Annotated in this window: 19 protein-coding genes; 17 read left to right on the plus strand and 2 right to left on the minus strand. The window is 66.9% G+C overall.

Going from position 1 to position 18,019, the window contains the following annotated elements:
* Positions 1 to 118 precede the first annotated feature (118 nt).
* Positions 119 to 1,408 carry a PucR family transcriptional regulator gene (locus tag DAT37_RS13480; RefSeq protein WP_109525074.1) on the plus strand — a complete coding sequence of 430 codons (1,290 nt, stop codon included), beginning with the start codon at positions 119 to 121 and terminating at the stop codon, positions 1,406 to 1,408.
* A gap of 22 nt (positions 1,409 to 1,430) precedes the next feature.
* On the opposite strand, the gene DAT37_RS13485 is transcribed toward DAT37_RS13480, so the two are convergent.
* On the minus strand, positions 1,431 to 1,667 hold the full coding sequence (locus DAT37_RS13485) for a DUF2277 domain-containing protein (RefSeq protein WP_109525075.1): 237 nt from the start codon (positions 1,665 to 1,667) through the stop codon (positions 1,431 to 1,433).
* Between the two features lie 142 nt (positions 1,668 to 1,809).
* Between DAT37_RS13485 and DAT37_RS13490 the strand changes: the two genes are divergently transcribed.
* On the plus strand, positions 1,810 to 2,634 hold the full coding sequence (locus DAT37_RS13490) for a DUF1266 domain-containing protein (RefSeq protein ID WP_109525594.1): 825 nt from the start codon (positions 1,810 to 1,812) through the stop codon (positions 2,632 to 2,634).
* A 22-nt stretch (positions 2,635 to 2,656) separates the two neighbouring features.
* Here DAT37_RS13490 and DAT37_RS13495 read toward each other — a convergent pair whose 3' ends face one another.
* Positions 2,657 to 3,601, minus strand: coding sequence for a hypothetical protein (locus DAT37_RS13495; protein ID WP_109525076.1), 945 nt, complete (start codon positions 3,599 to 3,601; stop codon positions 2,657 to 2,659).
* A gap of 417 nt (positions 3,602 to 4,018) precedes the next feature.
* Here DAT37_RS13495 and ftsH point away from each other — a divergent pair, with 417 nt between their 5' ends.
* The 15 genes from ftsH to DAT37_RS13570 all read left to right on the plus strand — a co-directional run bounded on the left by ftsH (position 4,019) and on the right by DAT37_RS13570 (position 18,014).
* Positions 4,019 to 6,421 (plus strand): ATP-dependent zinc metalloprotease FtsH, encoded by a 2,403-nt coding sequence (gene ftsH, locus DAT37_RS13500; RefSeq protein ID WP_109525077.1) that lies wholly within the window; start codon positions 4,019 to 4,021, stop codon positions 6,419 to 6,421.
* 196 nt (positions 6,422 to 6,617) lie between these two features.
* Positions 6,618 to 7,205, plus strand: a complete 588-nt coding sequence (gene folE / locus DAT37_RS13505) for a GTP cyclohydrolase I FolE (protein ID WP_109525595.1) — start codon at positions 6,618 to 6,620, stop codon at positions 7,203 to 7,205.
* A 105-nt stretch (positions 7,206 to 7,310) separates the two neighbouring features.
* Positions 7,311 to 8,165 (plus strand): dihydropteroate synthase, encoded by an 855-nt coding sequence (gene folP, locus DAT37_RS13510; RefSeq protein WP_109525078.1) that lies wholly within the window; start codon positions 7,311 to 7,313, stop codon positions 8,163 to 8,165.
* Positions 8,162 to 8,584 (plus strand): dihydroneopterin aldolase, encoded by a 423-nt coding sequence (gene folB / locus DAT37_RS13515; protein WP_109525079.1) that lies wholly within the window; start codon positions 8,162 to 8,164, stop codon positions 8,582 to 8,584. The genes folP and folB overlap by 4 nt, the downstream gene beginning before the upstream one ends.
* Positions 8,585 to 8,612: 28 nt before the next feature.
* Positions 8,613 to 9,146 (plus strand): 2-amino-4-hydroxy-6-hydroxymethyldihydropteridine diphosphokinase, encoded by a 534-nt coding sequence (folK, locus tag DAT37_RS13520; RefSeq protein ID WP_109525080.1) that lies wholly within the window; start codon positions 8,613 to 8,615, stop codon positions 9,144 to 9,146.
* On the plus strand, positions 9,143 to 9,619 hold the full coding sequence (locus DAT37_RS13525) for a DUF3180 domain-containing protein (protein WP_109525081.1): 477 nt from the start codon (positions 9,143 to 9,145) through the stop codon (positions 9,617 to 9,619). The genes folK and DAT37_RS13525 overlap by 4 nt, the downstream gene beginning before the upstream one ends.
* Positions 9,620 to 9,689: 70 nt before the next feature.
* Positions 9,690 to 11,090 carry a DUF6779 domain-containing protein gene (locus tag DAT37_RS13530; RefSeq protein ID WP_157978480.1) on the plus strand — a complete coding sequence of 467 codons (1,401 nt, stop codon included), beginning with the start codon at positions 9,690 to 9,692 and terminating at the stop codon, positions 11,088 to 11,090.
* 124 nt (positions 11,091 to 11,214) lie between these two features.
* Positions 11,215 to 12,171 (plus strand): Rossmann-like and DUF2520 domain-containing protein, encoded by a 957-nt coding sequence (locus DAT37_RS13535; RefSeq protein WP_232839730.1) that lies wholly within the window; start codon positions 11,215 to 11,217, stop codon positions 12,169 to 12,171.
* A complete protein-coding gene (gene panC, locus DAT37_RS13540; RefSeq protein ID WP_109525084.1) occupies positions 12,168 to 13,163 on the plus strand; it encodes a pantoate--beta-alanine ligase in 996 nt (331 codons plus the stop codon). Before DAT37_RS13535 ends, panC begins: the two co-directional genes overlap by 4 nt.
* Before the next feature lie 14 nt (positions 13,164 to 13,177).
* Positions 13,178 to 13,624, plus strand: a complete 447-nt coding sequence (gene panD / locus DAT37_RS13545) for an aspartate 1-decarboxylase (protein ID WP_109525085.1) — start codon at positions 13,178 to 13,180, stop codon at positions 13,622 to 13,624.
* Between the two features lie 32 nt (positions 13,625 to 13,656).
* Complete coding sequence (locus DAT37_RS13550; protein WP_109525086.1) at positions 13,657 to 14,448, plus strand: type III pantothenate kinase; 792 nt, start codon at positions 13,657 to 13,659, stop codon at positions 14,446 to 14,448.
* Positions 14,449 to 14,672: 224 nt separating this feature from the next.
* The gene (locus DAT37_RS13555) at positions 14,673 to 15,269 is read left to right on the plus strand and encodes a cysteine dioxygenase (RefSeq protein WP_232839731.1); all 597 of its coding nucleotides are present in this window, start codon (positions 14,673 to 14,675) and stop codon (positions 15,267 to 15,269) included.
* Positions 15,270 to 15,277: 8 nt separating this feature from the next.
* Positions 15,278 to 15,700, plus strand: a complete 423-nt coding sequence (locus tag DAT37_RS13560; protein WP_109525596.1) for a rhodanese-like domain-containing protein — start codon at positions 15,278 to 15,280, stop codon at positions 15,698 to 15,700.
* Between the two features lie 360 nt (positions 15,701 to 16,060).
* Complete coding sequence (gene lysS, locus DAT37_RS13565) at positions 16,061 to 17,539, plus strand: lysine--tRNA ligase (protein ID WP_109525597.1); 1,479 nt, start codon at positions 16,061 to 16,063, stop codon at positions 17,537 to 17,539.
* 115 nt (positions 17,540 to 17,654) lie between these two features.
* Complete coding sequence (locus DAT37_RS13570; protein WP_109525088.1) at positions 17,655 to 18,014, plus strand: histone-like nucleoid-structuring protein Lsr2; 360 nt, start codon at positions 17,655 to 17,657, stop codon at positions 18,012 to 18,014.
* Positions 18,015 to 18,019: the final 5 nt, after the last annotated feature.

An 18,019-nucleotide genomic window follows, 5' to 3' on the forward strand; every position in this document is an offset into this window, starting at 1 on the left:
ATGATCGTGACACAATTCGAGGGGACTTTCTTGGCCCGCGCGGTCAAGTAAGTCCCGAGAATTTGTACTCTGGAGCCAAAATTCCGTGGTGGACCACGATGATCGATGGAGGCGGGCGATGGCCGCGGCACCCGAACGCGTCGGGCCCGACAGCGAAGTGGTCCGCGAGTGGCTGGCCGAGTACGTCTTCGAGACGATGCGCACCGAAACGCTCGACCAGGTGGTCGAGCGGCTCGATACCGCGATCGTCGCGAAAGTGCCCGAACTCGCCGACCGCGATATGCGCCGTGACCTGGCCGCGAGCACCCGTTCGCACGCGCGGACCATGCTGAGCGGTCTCACCACCGACAGCCTCGAATTCGCCATTCCCGAGGAGGCGCACGCACTCGCGCGCACCATCGCCAGGCGCGGTTTCGAACTGCGGGTGCTGCTGCGGACCTACCACTCCGGCATGGACGCGGTCCTGGAGTACATGAACGACGTCATCGACCAGCACAAGGTGCCGCGCGAACTGGAACGCGCGGTCATGCTGCGCCTGTTCGACAGGTCGACGAAATGGATAAGCATGTCGGTGGAACAGCTCACCGACACCTATATGGAAGAGCGCGAACAAGTACTGCGCGCCGCGCTCAACCGCAGGACCGAGACGGTACGGGCGCTACTGGCGGGCGACGAGATCGATATCGAACTCGCGTCGGTGCGGCTGGGTTACCGGCTCTCGCAACAGCACGTGGCCTTCGTGCTCTGGGCCGACGAACCGGCCGCCGAACTCGGCGGCGACGGCGAGATGGTCGGCCTGCTCGACCGGGTCGCCACCGAACTGGCCGGTGCGCTCGGCAGCAACCGCGTACTCACGCTGCCCTCGGGGGCCAGCGGAATGTGGGCGTGGGCCGGACTCGACACGGCGCGGGCGGAGGAACTGTCCGCGCCGGGCGCGCTCGAACTCGCGCTGTCCGGCCTGCCGCTCGCGCCCGTGCGGGTGGCGTTCGGAGTTCCGGCCGGACAGTTGAGCGGTTTCAGGGAGAGTCATCGGGAGGCGGTGGCCGCGCGTCAGGTCGCCGAACGAGGAGCCGCGGCGGCCAGGGTGACCGCCTATCGCGCCGTCGAGGTCGCCTACCTCGCGGGAGCGGACGAGGCCGCCATGCACGGCCTCGTCGCCAGGGAACTGCGCGCACTCGCGGGCCGTGACGTCAATGCCGCGCGGTTGCGCGAGACGTTGCACGCCTATCTGCTGAGCAGACGCAGTCCCGAGAGCGCGGCGAGACTGCTCGGCGTGCACAAGAACACCGTGCGCTATCGGATCCAGCGGATCGAGGAACTGCTCGGTCATTCGATCGAACAGCGCGGCCTGGCCTTGGAGATCGCCATGGCCTGCGTCGCCGCCTACGGGGTCGACGCGCTGCCGTGAGCACGCCGTCCCGGTGTCGGCGCTAGTCGCGTAGCGTCGACTGCGCGGCCGACGGAGCGGGTGCGCTCGACAGGTCTGCCAATAGCTGTGTGGTAGCGGATGCGATCGCGGTGACCGCTTTGTCGACGGCGGCCTTGGTGGCGGTGCTCAGGCCGGAGACTCCACCGACCGTTCGCACGTACTGCAGTGCGGCAGCGTAGATTTCCTGCTCGGTTGCGGCAGGCTCGAGGCCACGCAGAAGGGTGATGTTGTCGGGCATGGGTGCACATTAGCCCCCATCTACGTATCACGGCAGGACAAGTTTGCGAGGAGGCCGAAATCTCCCGGAAGAATCTCCCGGAAGACCCACGTGTTGACGATAAGTACGGGACCGACGGAGTTACATGGGGAAGAATCGGAATATGCCTTCCCGCGGTGTACCCCCGTTGACCACATTCCCCTACGACGAACTGGACAAGCGGGAAGAAGATCATTGGTCCGGGTCCGCGGTATCGGATGACGAACTGCGCGCGCTGGCGCTCGGCGGTTTCTATTCGGCCCGCTGGGACGCCTTCCACGACGCGCTGCTCCTCGGCCCGGAACGCGAGCACCCGCTCGGTGACCGCCGTGAACTCGCGATCGACACGTTGACCGGCGCGTGGGGCATCACCGACAGCACCGAGGCGCAGGCCTCCATGGAACAGTTGCTGGCCGGGATGCACGCACCGCTCTACGCGCTGGTGCATCCGCTGGTGATGGCGTCCATCAACGCCAGCGAGCGGGATCGCTTCGGGGAACGCGCCGACCGGCACCGCGCATTTCTGCGTCAGGTCGGTTCGTTTCGTGGAATGGACAATCCGGAGGCGCTGGTCCGCGATTACGACATCTGGTCGCAGGCGATCAAAATCGGTTTCACCGACCATCTGGCCCGTCCGCTGCCCAGCGATATCCACGCCTGGGATCTGGCCAGGGTGGTCGCGGTGGCGAGGATGGCGTTCACCGCCGGTTACCTGGAAGCCGATGTGGCCTGGGATTATTTGATGCGCGCGCTTCCGTTGGCGCAGCGCAAATACCGCAATTGGCGTCAATTCGGCGACGCCTATCTCGCCGGGTGGACCTACTGGCAGGCCTGCGAGGATCTCGCCGAACTCAAGAACGGCGGCGTCGACCGGCGCATGGAACTCCTGCGCCTGTGGTTGCGTCCGACGAGTCCGTGGCGGCGGATCACGCTCAACGCCGCCGGGTAGCGCTCGGCCCGGCGGCGTCGCGCTATCCGCCGTCGGGCAACGACCGCAGGATGCCCCTGCCGTATCGCTGGAACTGCGTGTCGTCCACCATGCCGAGGGAATGCCGTTCCACCAGCAGTTCCCATTCCGAATACAGCTGTGCCACACCGGGATCGGCCGGTCCCGCGGCGCCGTCGGCGGAATCGCGACGGATCGCGAAATTCACCGCGCAGGTGACCCGCTCGGTATCGGCGCGTTCGGTGCCGGTGAAGCGGAGCGTGACATTGCCGTCGTGCACGTCGATACCGGCTTCCCCGCGCGCGCCGATCTCGCCGGGCGCGGACGGGACGCCGTCGGTGGTGCGAGCCCACAGCACGGCGGGAATCGGCAGTTCGTGCGCGTAGCGCTCACCGGGACCGATCGAGACGAACAACAGTCGTTCGGTGGTCGCGGCGAGCAACCCCTGACCGGTTCCGGCGGGCGGATGCGCGATGGCGATCGCGGTCTCCAGCACGTATTCGTCGGGGGTGACATAGCGGTGCAGTGCCGCGACGGCGGATTTCACCTCGCGCCTCGGCGTCATCCTGCGCACCGCGCGCTCGACATCGGCACGGGTGGGACCACTCTTGGCCCAGGTCGGGGCGGGTGGATGCAGATCGGGCGCGGCGACGTCGATGCGCTGGCTCGCCAGCACCTGATCGTTGATCCGGTCGACGATCCCCGTCGCGGCGGGGACGTCGTGCTCGGCGATGAGCACGGGGAGCGGGGTGCGGTCGGCGGGCACGCCGGTCAGCACCGGGGTGGGGTAACGCAGAAAGATCTCGATGACGACCGCGTCGTCGGCGCGGCGGTTCAACCTGACCTTCAGTAGATCGGTGACCGGTACGTCGAGTACGCGCTCGCCTTCGCTCCCCGGCCGTAGGACGATCAATCGTCCGTGACCGTGGCGCACTATCGCTGTGGGTGTCCGTAGCTCGACTATGTCCATACCCCCTGCGCTCTTGTCTGGTGTGGCGTATGCGGGCGACCTACGCGGCGAAAATCTGTCGCTTCGCCCACCTCCTTCGAGGCCGCTCGACCACTCCGCGATGTTGTGTCGTCGCTCACGATAGGCCGAACATGCCATGATTGTGACCACTCGGGGTAAACCGGAGCGGGGATCTCGGGAACCACCTTCGTTCCCCGGCCGTTTACCTGTCGAACTGCACCAACTGCCGAACTGCGCGATGTATCGAGTAGACCGTACGCGGTAACGTGGCTTGTCCGCATCCGAATCCGTCCCGCACGCGGGCGGGCGAGGGTGTGATCCGACACCGCCACGGCGGGTTGCGACACAGACGCCGCCCGACGTTCCGCTAGGCAGACCGGAGACACCGGAAAGGACTGGCCACCCGGCCGACGCTCTATGAACCGCAAGACAGTGTTTCGCACTCTGGCCATAATCGCGGGCATCCTGCTCGTTGTTTATGCGTTCAGCTATTTCGGTAACGACACGCGCGGCTGGAAGAGCGTCGATACGTCGGTGGCCCTGAGCCAGCTCGAGAACAAGGGCAACGTCAAGAACGTCCAGATCGATGACCGCGAACAGCAGTTGCGGATCGAGCTGAACAACGGCAGCGACGCCACCGAGGGCGAGAGCAAGATCATCGCCAAGTTCCCCGGCGGCAGTGAGACCTCGGCGCAGATATTCGACGCGGTCCAGAAATCCGGCGCACCGTACGACACGGTCGTCAAACAGGAGAGTCTGCTCACCCAGATCCTGTTGTTCGTCCTGCCGACGGTCATCCTGCTCGGCCTTTTCCTCTTCGTCATGGCTCGTATGCAGGGCGGTGGTCGCGGCGGCATGATGGGCTTCGGCAAATCGAAGGCCAAACAGCTGTCCAAGGACATGCCCAAGACCACGTTCTCCGATGTGGCGGGCGCGGACGAGGCCGTCGAAGAGCTGTACGAGATCAAGGACTTCCTCCAGAATCCGGTGCGCTACCAGGCACTCGGCGCGAAGATCCCCAAGGGTGTGCTGCTCTACGGTCCGCCGGGAACCGGTAAGACACTGCTCGCGCGCGCTGTCGCGGGCGAGGCGGGTGTGCCGTTCTTCACGATCTCCGGTTCGGATTTCGTCGAGATGTTCGTCGGCGTCGGCGCCTCCCGCGTGCGCGACCTGTTCGAGCAGGCCAAGCAGAACAGCCCCTGCATCATCTTCGTCGACGAGATCGACGCGGTCGGCCGTCAGCGTGGCGCGGGCCTCGGCGGCGGTCACGACGAGCGCGAGCAGACGCTGAACCAGTTGCTCGTCGAGATGGACGGCTTCGGCGACCGCACCGGCATCATCCTGATCGCCGCGACCAACCGCCCCGACATCCTCGATCCCGCGCTGCTGCGTCCGGGCCGCTTCGACCGCCAGATCCCGGTCGGCAATCCGGATCTCGCGGGCCGTCGCGCCATCCTTCGCGTGCATTCGCAGGGTAAGCCGATCGCCCCCGACGCCGACCTCGACGGTCTCGCCAAGCGCACCGTCGGTATGTCCGGCGCGGATCTGGCCAATGTCATCAACGAGGCCGCGCTGCTCACCGCCCGCGAGAACGGCGCCGTGATCACCGGCGACTCGCTGGAGGAATCGGTCGACCGCGTCATCGGCGGTCCCCGCCGCAAGAGCCGCATCATCAGCGAGCACGAGAAGAAGATCACCGCCTACCACGAGGGTGGTCACACCCTGGCCGCGTGGGCGATGCCCGATATCGAACCGGTCTACAAGGTCACCATCCTCGCCCGCGGCCGCACCGGTGGTCACGCCATGACGGTGCCCGAGGACGACAAGGGCCTGATGACCCGCTCGGAGATGATCGCCCGCCTGGTGATGGCGATGGGCGGCCGCGCGGCCGAGGAACTGGTATTCCACGAGCCGACCACCGGCGCGTCCTCCGATATCGACCAGGCCACCAAGATCGCGCGCGCCATGGTCACCGAATACGGCATGAGTTCTCGTCTGGGCGCGGTGCGCTACGGCCAGGAGCAGGGCGATCCGTTCCTCGGCCGCTCGATGGGCGTGAGCTCGGACTACTCGCACGAGGTCGCGGGCGCCATCGACGAGGAGGTGCGCAACCTGATCGAGGCCGCGCACACCGAGGCGTGGTCCATTCTCAACGAGTATCGCGACGTGCTCGACGTCCTCGCGACGGCGCTGCTCGAGAAGGAGACGCTGCACCGCAAGGAACTGGAGACGTTGCTCACCGCGGTGCAGAAGCGTCCGCGCATCACCGCGTTCAACGATTTCGGCGACCGGGTGCCCTCGGACAAGCCGCCGGTCAAGACGCCGGGTGAACTGGCCGCCGAGCGTGGCGAGCCGTGGCCGCCGGAGCCGGTGGTTCCGCTGCCCGCCGCCGCGACCGCGCAACGTGAGCCCGCGCCGGCCAACGGCTACCCGCCGGAGGGCTACCAGGCCCAGCCGCAGTACGGCCATCCCGGATCCTCGGGCGGCTATCCGACCGGCGGTTACCCCTTGCCGCAGGCCCCGACCCACGCGCTGCCCCGCCAGGGCGGTCCGACGCACGGTTCGCGTCCGGATTACGGCGCTCCCGCGGGCTGGTCGGCTCCGGGCTGGCCGCCGCGCGACGAACCGCAGCAGTCGGGACAGCAGGGGTACGGCGGCGGACGGTCCGGCGATCAGCACGGTGGCTACCAGCCGTGGGCCAATCCGCAGCAGGGGCAACCCGGTGCGGATCGCGGTTACGACCGCGGCGGCTACGACGAGCCCGCTCAGCAGAACGATGGCGAGAATCGGGACTGGGAAGGACCGAACGGTCGGCACTGATTTTCCGGTGGCCCTGTGAGGCCACCGGAAGCCGCCGATTACGCTCGACCATCGGGGTGCCTAGTGATTGCTGCACCCGGGATTTTGGAGGTGTCCTCGATTGTCGCCCAAGCATGACGTCGTCGATCAGACGCGCAACGGCTCCGAGGGGGCCGAACGCGGCGGGTCCGACGCGGATCAGGCCAGGCCGGAACTCATCGCGGTGGAGAGCGGGCGTCCGTTCGACCAACCGCGCGCCGAGGCGGCCGTTCGAGAATTGCTGATCGCGGTCGGCGAGGATCCCGATCGACCGGGACTGCTCGACACTCCGGCCCGCGTCGCCCGTGCCTACCGGGAAGTCTTCGCCGGCCTGTACACCGAGCCGGACGCGGTGCTGAACACCACGTTCGACGAGGGACACCAGGAATTGGTGCTGGTCCGCGACATTCCGCTGTACTCGACCTGTGAACACCACCTGGTCTCCTTCCACGGTGTGGCGCACGTCGGCTACATCCCCGGCACGCACGGTCGGGTCACCGGATTGTCCAAACTCGCCAGGCTGGTCGATCTCTACGCCAAGCGCCCCCAGGTCCAGGAACGGCTGACCAGTCAGATCGCCGACGCGGTCATGCGGAAACTGGATCCGCGCGGCGCGATCGTCGTCGTCGAGGCGGAACACCTCTGCATGGCGATGCGCGGTATCCGCAAGCCGGGTGCGAGCACGACCACCTCGGCGGTGCGCGGCCTGTTGCAGACCAGCGCCTCGTCGCGCTCGGAGGCACTCGACCTCATTCTTCGGAAGTGAGGCAGCGGCGGTGGCGGAATCCGGGAGCGCGAGGGTCACGGCGGCGGTGAGCCGGTGACGCGAGTCGGAATCCTCACCCCGCGTTCCGGTCGCGGTTGCGTGGTGATGGGCGTGGTGAACGTCACCAGTGACTCGTTCTCCGACGGCGGCCGGTATCTCGACACCGATCGCGCTGTCGCGCACGGCATCGCGCTGTACGAACTCGGCGCCGACATCATCGACGTCGGCGGTGAGTCCACCCGCCCCGGCGCGATCCGGATCGATCCGGGTACCGAAGCCGCGCGGGTGACCCCGGTGATCCGCGCACTGGTCGAAGCGGGCGTGCCGACCAGTGTCGACACCATGCGCGCCGACGTGGCCGAAGCCGCCATCGCGGCCGGGGTCTCGATCGTGAACGACGTGTCGGGCGGGCGCGCCGATCCGGCGATGGTGCGCGTCGTCGCCGCGGCGGATATCCCGTGGATTCTCATGCACTGGCGGGCGGCGGCGGATTATCGCCACACCGGTCCCGCCGACCACTACGACGACGTCGTCGCCGAGGTGCGCGCGGAACTGAACGCCCAGGTGGACATGGCTGTCGCCGCGGGCGTCGACCCGCGCAGACTGCTGCTCGATCCCGGTCTCGGATTCGCCAAGAACGCCGAACACAACTGGGCGCTGCTCGGCGCGCTGCCGCGGTTGGTGGCCGACGGGCTTCCCGTCCTGATCGGCGCGTCACGCAAACGTTTTCTCGGCACGCTGCTGGCCGACGAGGCGGGCCCGCGTCCGCCCGACGGCAGGGAGACGGCGACCGCGACCATATCGGCGTTGGCCGCGCTGCACGGTGCGTGGGGCGTCCGGGTGCACGATGTCCGCGCCTCGCTGGACGCGCTCGCGGTGACCGATGCCTGGCGGGCCGCCGCCGATCAACCGCACGCCGCAGCGTCGGCGGGCGCATCGTCACGGGGAGCGACCGGATGACCGAAACGTCCATCATCGATTCCGGCCGCGGGCGCGGCCTCGGTTCCGGTGCGGACCGGATCGAACTGCGCGGATTGCGCGTGTTCGGCCACCACGGCGTTTTCGAACACGAGAAGCGCGACGGCCAGGAGTTCATCGTCGATCTCACCGTCTGGGTGGATTTCGCCGCGGCCGCCGCTTCCGACGACCTCGCCGCCACGGTGGACTACGGCGCGCTCGCGGATCGGGCGGTGCGGATCGTGTCGGGCACCCCGCGCGATCTGATCGAGACGGTCGTCTCCGAGATCGCCGACGACGTGATGACCGATCCGCGGATCCGCGCGGTCGAGGTGGTCGTGCACAAACCCTCCGCGCCGATTCCGCACGCCTTCGCCGATGTCCGGGTGGTCACCTCGCGGACCAGGGCGGTGACCGGATGATCGGGACCGGTGCGCGCGAGGCGCGTTCGTGAGCCGGGCGGTCCTGTCGATCGGCTCCAACATGGGTGATCGGCTCGGCTATCTGCGCGGTGTCGTCGACGGTTTCGGTGATCGGGTCGTCGCGGTGTCCTCGGTGTACTCGACGCCGCCGTGGGGTGGTATCGATCAGGACGATTACCTGAATGCCGTTGTACTGGTGGATGATCCGGATCTCGACTGTCGGGATTGGCTGGCCGAGGGGCAGCGGATGGAACAGGCGGCCGCGCGCGTGCGCGACATCCGCTGGGGTGCGCGCACCCTGGATGTGGACGTGGTCTGGTGCGGAACCGGGACCGAGCCGATCCTCAGCGACGATCCGGTGCTGACGCTGCCGCATCCGCAGGCGCGTCATCGGGCTTTCGTGCTGGTGCCGTGGCTGGAGGTCGAACCGGACGCGACATTGCCCGTCGACGGTGCGGTCCGTCCGGTGCGTGAGCTGCTCGCCGAATTGGCGGCCGAGGAGCGCGACGGAGTGCTGCGGACCGAGTTGTCGCTGTCGGGTGAGCGGGGGAGCGCCTCGTGAAACTCTCGCCGACCCGGGTGCTGGATCTGGTAGCGGATTTCCTCGTCGCCACGATCGCGGCATGGATCGCGACCAGGGTCGCCTACAGCAGTTTCCCGCCGATCTCGGTGCTCGCGGGCGCCTCGCTGTATCCGGTGGCCGCGATCGAGGTGGCGCTGGCCTTCGTCATCCGGGCCAGGGTCAACGATCGCGAAATCGGTGACGGCAGGCATCAACTGCATCCGATCACCGTGGCTCGGGCGGTGGCGCTGGCGAAGGCGTCGGCGCACGTGGGCGCGATCGCCTCGGGGATCTGGCTCGGCTTCCTGTTCTGGGTGTTCCCGCAGCGCGGAACGCTGCGCGCGGCCGCAGCCGATTCTCCCGGCGCGATCGTCGGCCTGCTCGCGGGAGCCGCCCTGGTCGGCGCCGCGTTGTGGCTCGAGTATTGCTGTCGGGCACCGGAAGACCCGACCGATGATACGGCTACCACATAGCAATCGTTCCGAGTGGAATCACAGAATCAATTTGTGGGCGGGCGGTCGCATCCGGGCTACCCTGGCGTTCATGGTTTCACCCTCCCGTAGCAGCACTTCCCGTCGGCGACGGGACGAAGCGGGAAAATTGTTCATCGGCACGTTGATACTTCTCGGGCTGGTTGCCAGCGTTTTCCTGGTCTTCAGCAATAGCCTCCAATTCGTGCGTATCGGACTGGTTGCCGCACTGTGGGCGGCCGCGATCGGTGCGTTGGCCGCGACGAAGTTCCGCAAGGAATCCGCGGTCGACAAGGCCAAGGCCCGCGATCTGCAAACCGTCTACGAACTGCAGCTGGAACGCGAGATCACCGCACGGCGCGAATACGAACTCGGGGTCGAGTCCCGTGTGCGTGAAGAGGTCGGCGCCGACGCCTCCGAAATGGCCGCGCTGCGCATGGAACTGTCCATCCTCCGGCAGAATTTGCAGCGCCTCTTCGACGGTGAGCTACTCGCCGACCGGCCGGCCCTGCGCGCCGACGCCACCAGAATCCAGGAGCTGGAGCGCGGCGCCGAACACCCGGCGAACAATAGCTCCGCGAATGCCGATGGCTGGGGTCCGCATCTGCCGCATCCGCCCCGCAGCACCATCACCCCCGTCTTCGAACCGCACCATCCCGAACCGCCGCTGTTCGCGAGCCCGTTCGACGAACCGGTCACCGCCGAGACCTCGGTCGTTCCGGCAGAGCACGCGGGTGGTGTCCGATCGCGGAGCGCCGGGGATTCGGACGCGGATTCCGACGGTTACCCCACCGGCGGATTCGACGACGGTTACCGATACGCGGATTCCGATCTCGCCGCCGCCGATTACCGCGCCGCGGACAGGTTCGCCACCACCGACGGCTACGGGAACTCCTACCGCGACGGTGATTTCCGCGACGGCGACGCGGGCATTTCCGGCAACGGATACGGCAATGCCAACGGACACGACAATGGCAGCGGACACGGCAACACCGACGGATACGACTTCGCCGACGGTTACGACTATTCCGATGACTACGACGAATCGGCCGCGGTGCGCGATGGACGCACGAGTGATTCGTCGGTCTGGTCCGACGCTTTCACCGAGGCCAGGGGCTCCGACGAAGCGAACCGCCGGGCCGAGGAACATCGCGACGAGGAGCAGCGTGCCGAGGAACGGCGTGCCGAGGAGCAGCGTGCCGAGAACGAGCGCGCCGAGCAGCGCAGGGCCGAGGAGCAGCGCGCCGAGAACGAGCGGGCCGAAGAGCGCCGCACCGCGCAACAGCGCCCCGAACCCACTCCCGCCGCACCGCGCCCGACCACACCGGCGGCCCCGGTGCGCCAGGTCGGCACCGCGCGCCGACGCCGCAGGGTCGACGAGGAATCGGGTTCGGGCAGCCCCTCGCGACGGCTCTCGGTCGCCGAGATCATGGCCAACCTCCAGTCCGAGGAGAACGGCAACGGTCGCGGGTAGCGCAGATCACGCCGGGGGGCATGGCGTCGGCAAATCCCCGGCCGATATCCTCGACTCGTAACGTCTGGTACCCGCCCTGCGGGACTGGAACGACATCGAGAGGACAATGTTGACCTCGAGAAGCGTGACTTCCGACAACGCGCCCGAGAGTTCAGGTAAGGGATCGAAGGATTTCGACCCGGCGCCCGCACGGCTGACGGTGGGAATCGTCTCGGCGGGACGCGTAGGTTCGGCCCTCGGCGCGGCGCTGGAGCGGGCCGGACACGTGGTGTTCGGTGTTTCGGCGATTTCCGACGCCTCGGTACACCGGGCGCGGACCAGGTTGCCCGATTCGGAGATCCTGCCGGTCGAGAAGGTGGCCGAACGCAGTGAACTGCTGCTGCTCGCGGTGCCCGACGCCGAACTGGCGGGCCTGGTACGCGGTCTGGCGAGTTCCGGCGCGGTGCGCGCGGGCACGATCGTGGCGCACACCTCCGGTGCCAACGGCGTGGCCGTGCTCGCTCCGCTCGCGGCGACGGGCGCGCTGCCGCTGGCGATCCACCCGGCCATGACATTCACCGGACACGACGAGGATGTCGCCCGCCTGGGCAATGCCTGCTTCGGCGTCACCGCGGCCGACGATATCGGCTACGCCATCGCGCAATCGCTGGTCATCGAGATGGGCGGTGAGCCGGTGCGGGTGGCGGAGGAGAACCGTCAGCTGTACCACGCCGCGCTCGCGCACGGGAGTAATCACCTGGTGACGGTGATCGTCGACGCGGTCGCCGCGCTGCGCGAGGCGCTGTCGGGTCAGGGGCTACTCGGTCAGCAACTGGTCGACGAGCAGCCCAACGGCCTGGCCGAGCGGCTGCTCGCACCGCTGGCCTCGGCCGCGCTCGACAATGCGTTGCGACGCGGTCGCGCCGCGCTGACCGGACCGGTCGCCCGAGGTGACACCGAGGCCGTCGCGGCCCATCTGGAAGCGCTCGACGCCGTGGACCCGCAGGTGGCCGCGAGTTACCGCGCGCTCTCGTTGCGCACCGCCCAATGGGCCGGGACCGATCCCGCCCTGATCGAGCTCCTGGAAGGACGGACCCGATGACGAATCGACCCTCGTACCGGCCGGGTGAGCTGACCGTGCACCACGATCCGGCCGCGCTCGGCGCGATCGCCAAGGCGCTGCGCGGTGTCGGCCGCACCATCGGCCTGGTGCCGACGATGGGCGCGCTGCACGAAGGTCACCTGGAGATCGTGCGCCGCGCCAAGCGCACCAATCAGGTGGTGATCGTCTCGATCTTCGTCAATCCGCTGCAATTCGGCGCGAACGAGGATCTCGACAAATACCCGCGCACCCTCGACGCCGATGTCGAACTGCTGCGGTCCGAGGGCGTCGATCTGGTCTTCGCGCCCAGCGTCGCCGATATGTACCCCGACGGCCCGCGCACCACCGTGCATCCCGGCCCGCTCGGCGCGGAGCTGGAGGGCGCGAGCAGGCCGACGCATTTCGCGGGCATGCTCACCGTGGTCGCCAAACTGCTCCAGATCGCGCGCCCGTCCGAGGCGTTCTTCGGTGAGAAGGACTATCAGCAGCTGACCTTGATCCGGCAGATGGTCCGCGATCTGAATTTCGACGTGAAGATCGTCCCGCTGCCGACCGTGCGCGAGGCCGACGGCCTGGCCATGTCCTCGCGAAACCGGTATCTCGATGCCGCGCAACGTGAATCGGCGCTCGCCCTGTCGGCGGCGCTGGCCGCGGGCAGGCACGCGGGCGGTCTCGGCGCCGACGGCGTGCTCGCCGCCGCTCGCGCGGTGCTCGACGACGCGCCGGGTGTCGAACTCGACTACCTGGAACTGCGTTCGTCGACTCTCGAACCGGTCGAGGCTGTCCTCGCCGGGGGCAATGCCCGGCTCCTCGTGGCGGCCAGGGTCGGCCCCACCCGGCTGATCGACAACGCGGCCATCCCGCTCGGCGTCTCGATCGACGGCCATCCGACCGTGTCGGCTTCCCCGACCGCCCCGACCCCGTCGGCTTCCCCGACCACAGTGCCCCGGCAGCCCGGGGCCGATTCCACGCCCGCTCGGGCAGCTCAGTAGGAAAGGCGACACAGATGTTGCGCACCATGATGAAATCCAAGATCCACCGGGCCACCGTGACCCACGCCGATCTGCACTATGTCGGTTCGGTGACCGTCGACCAGGATCTGCTCGACGCCGCCGACCTGCTGGAGGGCGAGCAGGTCTGCATCGTCGACATCGACAACGGCGCCCGCCTCGAGACCTATGTCATCGCGGGCGAGCGCGGTTCCGGCATCATCGGAATCAACGGCGCCGCAGCGCATCTGGTGCATCCGGGTGATCTGGTCATCCTCATCGCCTACGGCATGATGAACGAGCAGGAGATCGCGGGTTATGCCCCCAAGGTCGTCTTCGTCGACGACCACAACCGCCCGACCGACCTCGGTTCGGATCCGGCGCACGCGCCGCAGGGTTCGGGCCTGACCTCGCCGCGCTCGCTGAACGCGGCCGATCGTTCCGCGCCCCTGGCCTTCGCCTGACGAGCACCGCGACCAACGGGATCGGTTGAGCAATGCTGCTGACCATCGATGTCCGCAATACGAGTATCGAACTGGGGTTGTTCTCCGGCAGCGGTTCGCACGCGAAATTGGCGCGGCACTGGCGGATGCACACGAATCCGCTGCTGACCGCCGACGAATTCGCCATGCAGGTGCGCGGACTGGTCGGTGAACATCTGGAACAGGTCGTCGGCGTCGCCGCGCTGTCGACCGTGCCGCCGGTCCTGCGGGAATTGCGCACGATGTTGGACCGCTATTGGCATCACGTACCGCATGTGGTGGTCGAACCCGGTGTGCGCACCGGAATTCCGCTGCTGGTCGACAATCCGAAGGAGATCGGCGCCGATCGGATCGTGAACACCCTTGCCGCGCATCATCGTTTCGAAAAAGCGGCGATCGTCGTCGATTTCGGCACGGCGACCACGGTCGATCTGGTCTCGGCCAAGGGAGAATTTCTCGGCGGCGTGCTCGCACCGGGTGTGGAGATCTCCAGCGAAGCCCTGATCGAAAGGGCCGCGCTGCGCCGGGTGGAATTGGCGAGACCGCGTTCGGTGGTCGGCAAGAATACCGTCGAGGCCATTCAATCCGGGGCGGTCTTCGGATTCGCGGGCATGGTGGACGGACTCATCGATCGCATACGCGACGAGTTCGACGCCTTCGCGGGCGACGATGTCGCGGTGGTGGCGACGGGGTTCAGCGCGCCGCTGATCGTCCCCGAGTCCGAGACCATCGACCACCACGAACCGCATCTCACCCTGATCGGCCTGCGCCTGGTCTACGAGCGCAATCAGCTGCGCCGAAAATGAACGGGTGGGGTGTAGATCGCGGGTGGGGCGAAGCGCGCGGGTGGGGTGTAGATCACTGTCGAGCGGGTGTTGCTCATCGCGGATCCGCTGCTATGCTCGCCCCTGTGTATTACGGCGTGAGCACCCAGGATCTGAATACGGAGTGTTGTCGAGGCTGATATGGCCTCGACAGTTCGAGGCTGACTACGTCCCTCGACCGTCGCACAAATCCTGGAGATTCGCTCATGCGTTCTTCCGTCCTTTCCCTCACTTCCGGACGTGATCGCCATTCGGCCGTTCCGCCGATCGATCGTGCCGTGGCCTCCGCGTTGCCGACGCGGTTGCGTCCCGCGGATCTGTTGCGCCTGACCGACGAGGGCGCCGAGGACGTCCTGGCGGGACGTTACGACCACCTGCTGCCCGACCAGGGCATCTGGCCGTCCGAGGAGCGCTGGGCCACCCGGTTGCTCTCCGACGACGAGGTCGATGTCTGGCTGATCAGTTGGACGCCGGGAAAATCCACCGAATTGCACGACCACGCGGGTTCGCTCGGCGCGCTCACCGTGCTCAGCGGCGCTCTCTCGGAATTCCGCTGGAATGGCACCGAATTGCGCAGCCGCACGTTGGCCGCGGGTGATCAGGCTTCTTTCCCTATCGGCTGGGTGCACGATGTCATGCGCGCGCCCGCCGCTGTGGAATCGGCAGGCCCGCTCGAACCCACCCTGAGTGTGCACGCGTATTCGCCGCCGCTCACCGCCATGTCGTACTACGAGGTGACCGGTCACGGCACCCTGCGACGTACCTCGACCGTTCTCACCGACCAGCCCGAAGGTGATATGTGATGAGCCGCCTGACCATCGATCAGATGCTCGACAACGCGCGCGCCCGTTTGAATCGGATCTATGCCTTCGAATTGCCGGAGGCACTCGCCAGGGGAGCGATTCTGGTCGATATCCGGCCGCAGGCCCAGCGTGGCCGTGAGGGCACCCTGCCGGGCGCGCTCGTCATCGAACGGAATGTGCTGGAGTGGCGGCTCGATCCGACCAGTTCCGCGCGGTTGGCCACGGCCACCGATCACGACGTGGAATGGATCGTCCTGTGCTCGGAGGGTTATACCTCCAGCCTGGCGGCGGCGTCGCTGCAAGAACTCGGCCTACACCGGGCGACCGATCTGGTCGGCGGCTACCAGGCATTGAAGGCGGCCGGACTGCTGACCATCGGAATCCGCGCGTCGCACTTCACCCGCGAGGTCGCTTCACTGGCGTCGCTGTAATTCGGCGATCGACTCCCTCGCCGAGTTTTTCGGCGACGCAATAGGTTTCGGACGGCCCCCGGTTATCGCCGGGTCCGCCGCCGGGTAAAGCCGTGCGCCGAGGCCGGGGGAAATCGGCATCGGACCGGCATTCGCGCCGCACTGCCCGGGCGGCTCGCAAAACGATTTCCGCTGCCCGCTAGGGTAGTTGGTTGTGAGTGAGCGTAGCGAGCGATCCATAGGCGCAGCAGCATTGCTCGCGACCCCGCCGAGCGTCAGCGAGGGGCGGTCGTGAGCACCCCGCAACCCCCTTCTGCCGAGCCGACGAAGGCGTCGGCCGCCGGGGGCAAGTCCGGCCGTCCCGCACCGACCGTCGACGACATTCCCGAGCAGATCCGCATTCGGCGGGACAAGCGGGAACGGTTGCTCGAGTCGGGCACCGAGGCCTATCCCGTCGTGGTGCCCCGGACCCATACTCTCGCCGAAATTCGTGCCGCCTATCCCGACCTGGCCGCCGATACCAACACCGGATTACAGGTCGGCGTCGCCGGTCGCGTGATTTTCCTGCGCAATACGGGAAAGCTCTGTTTCGCGACGCTGCAGGAGGGCGACGGCACCAAGTTGCAGGCGATGATCAGCCTGAACGGTGTCGGTCCCGACGCGCTCGCGGCCTGGAAGTCCGACGTCGATCTGGGCGATTTCGTATTCGTCCACGGCGAGGTGATCGCGTCGCGGACCGGTGAATTGAGCGTCATGGCCGATTCCTGGTCCATGTCCGCCAAGGCGCTGCGGCCGTTGCCGGTGGCCCACAAGGAGATGAACGAGGAATCGCGCGTTCGGCAGCGCTATGTCGATCTGATCGTGCGTCCGGAAGCCAGGGAAATGGCGAGGACCAGGGTCGGCGTGGTGCGCGCGCTTCGTGCCGCGCTGGATCGCCGCGGTTTTCTCGAGGTCGAGACCCCGATGCTGCAAACCCTGCACGGCGGCGCGGCGGCACGACCCTTCGTCACGCATTCCAATGCCCTCGATATGGACCTCTACCTTCGAATCGCGCCCGAGTTGTTCCTGAAACGATGCGTGGTCGGCGGCCTGGAGAAGGTCTTCGAGATCAACAGGAACTTCCGCAACGAAGGCGCCGACTCCACGCATTCGCCGGAGTTCGCGATGCTCGAAACTTACGAGGCATACGGCACCTATGACGACTCGGCCAGGATGACCCGGGAATTGGTGCAGGAAGTCGCGCAGGAAGCGTTCGGCACCCAGGTGGTCATGCTCGCCGACGGCACCGAATATGATCTGCGCGGCGAGTGGGCGACGGTCGAGATGTACCCGTCGCTGTCGGATGCGCTGGGCGTAGCCGTCACCCCGGAAACGTCGGTCGCGGAATTGCTTGCGCTCGCCGATCGGGTCGGCCTGGAAATTCCCGCGGGTAAGGGCTACGGGCACGGCAAACTCGTCGAGGAACTCTGGGAGCATCAGTACGGCGACAAGTTGTATGCGCCGACTTTCGTTCGTGACTTCCCGGTGGAGACTTCTCCGCTCACCAGACAGCATCGGAGCAAGCCCGGAGTTACCGAGAAGTGGGATCTCTATGTTCGCGGCTTCGAGTTGGCAACGGGCTATTCGGAGTTGGTAGATCCGGTGATCCAGCGCGAACGCTTCGTGGATCAGGCACGGCTTGCCGCCGCCGGTGACGACGAGGCTATGGTGTTGGACGAAGACTTCCTCGCCGCGATGGAGCACGGCATGCCGCCGACAACCGGAACGGGTATGGGAATCGATCGGTTGTTGATGGCGCTGACAGGTTTGGGAATCCGAGAAACGATACTGTTCCCAATTGTGCGTCCGGTCACTCGCTGAGCACTGGATTGCATAGCCGAAGTCTCGTCTTGGAATTTTTAGAATTCGAGGTATTCTTGCCTCGGGTAATCGGCCTAGTATGCGGGTCGCACGATTTCGAGAGGACGTTCATCTCATGGCAAAGAAGGTCACCGTTAGCCTGATCGACGATGTCGACGGTGAGTCCATCGCGGACGAGACCATCGAGTTCGCGATCGACGGTGTTTCGTACGAGATCGACCTGTCGTCGGCCAATGCTTCGAAGCTTCGTGACGAGCTGGAGCAGTGGGTTTCCAGCGCACGCCGGGTCAGTGGTCGTCGGCGCGTCAAAGCCGCCGCCGGTGCCGCGGCGAGTCCGAAGAGCCGGGTCTCGATCGACCGGGAACAAAGTGCCGCAATTCGCGAGTGGGCTCGCCGGAATGGGCACAAGGTATCCGCGCGGGGTCGTATCTCCGCCGACATCACCGACGCTTACAACAAGGCTGCGAAGAGCTGAAATCG

The sequence above is a fragment of the Nocardia aurea genome (assembly GCF_003123685.1).
Classification (GTDB): Bacteria; Actinomycetota; Actinomycetes; order Mycobacteriales; family Mycobacteriaceae; genus Nocardia; species Nocardia aurea.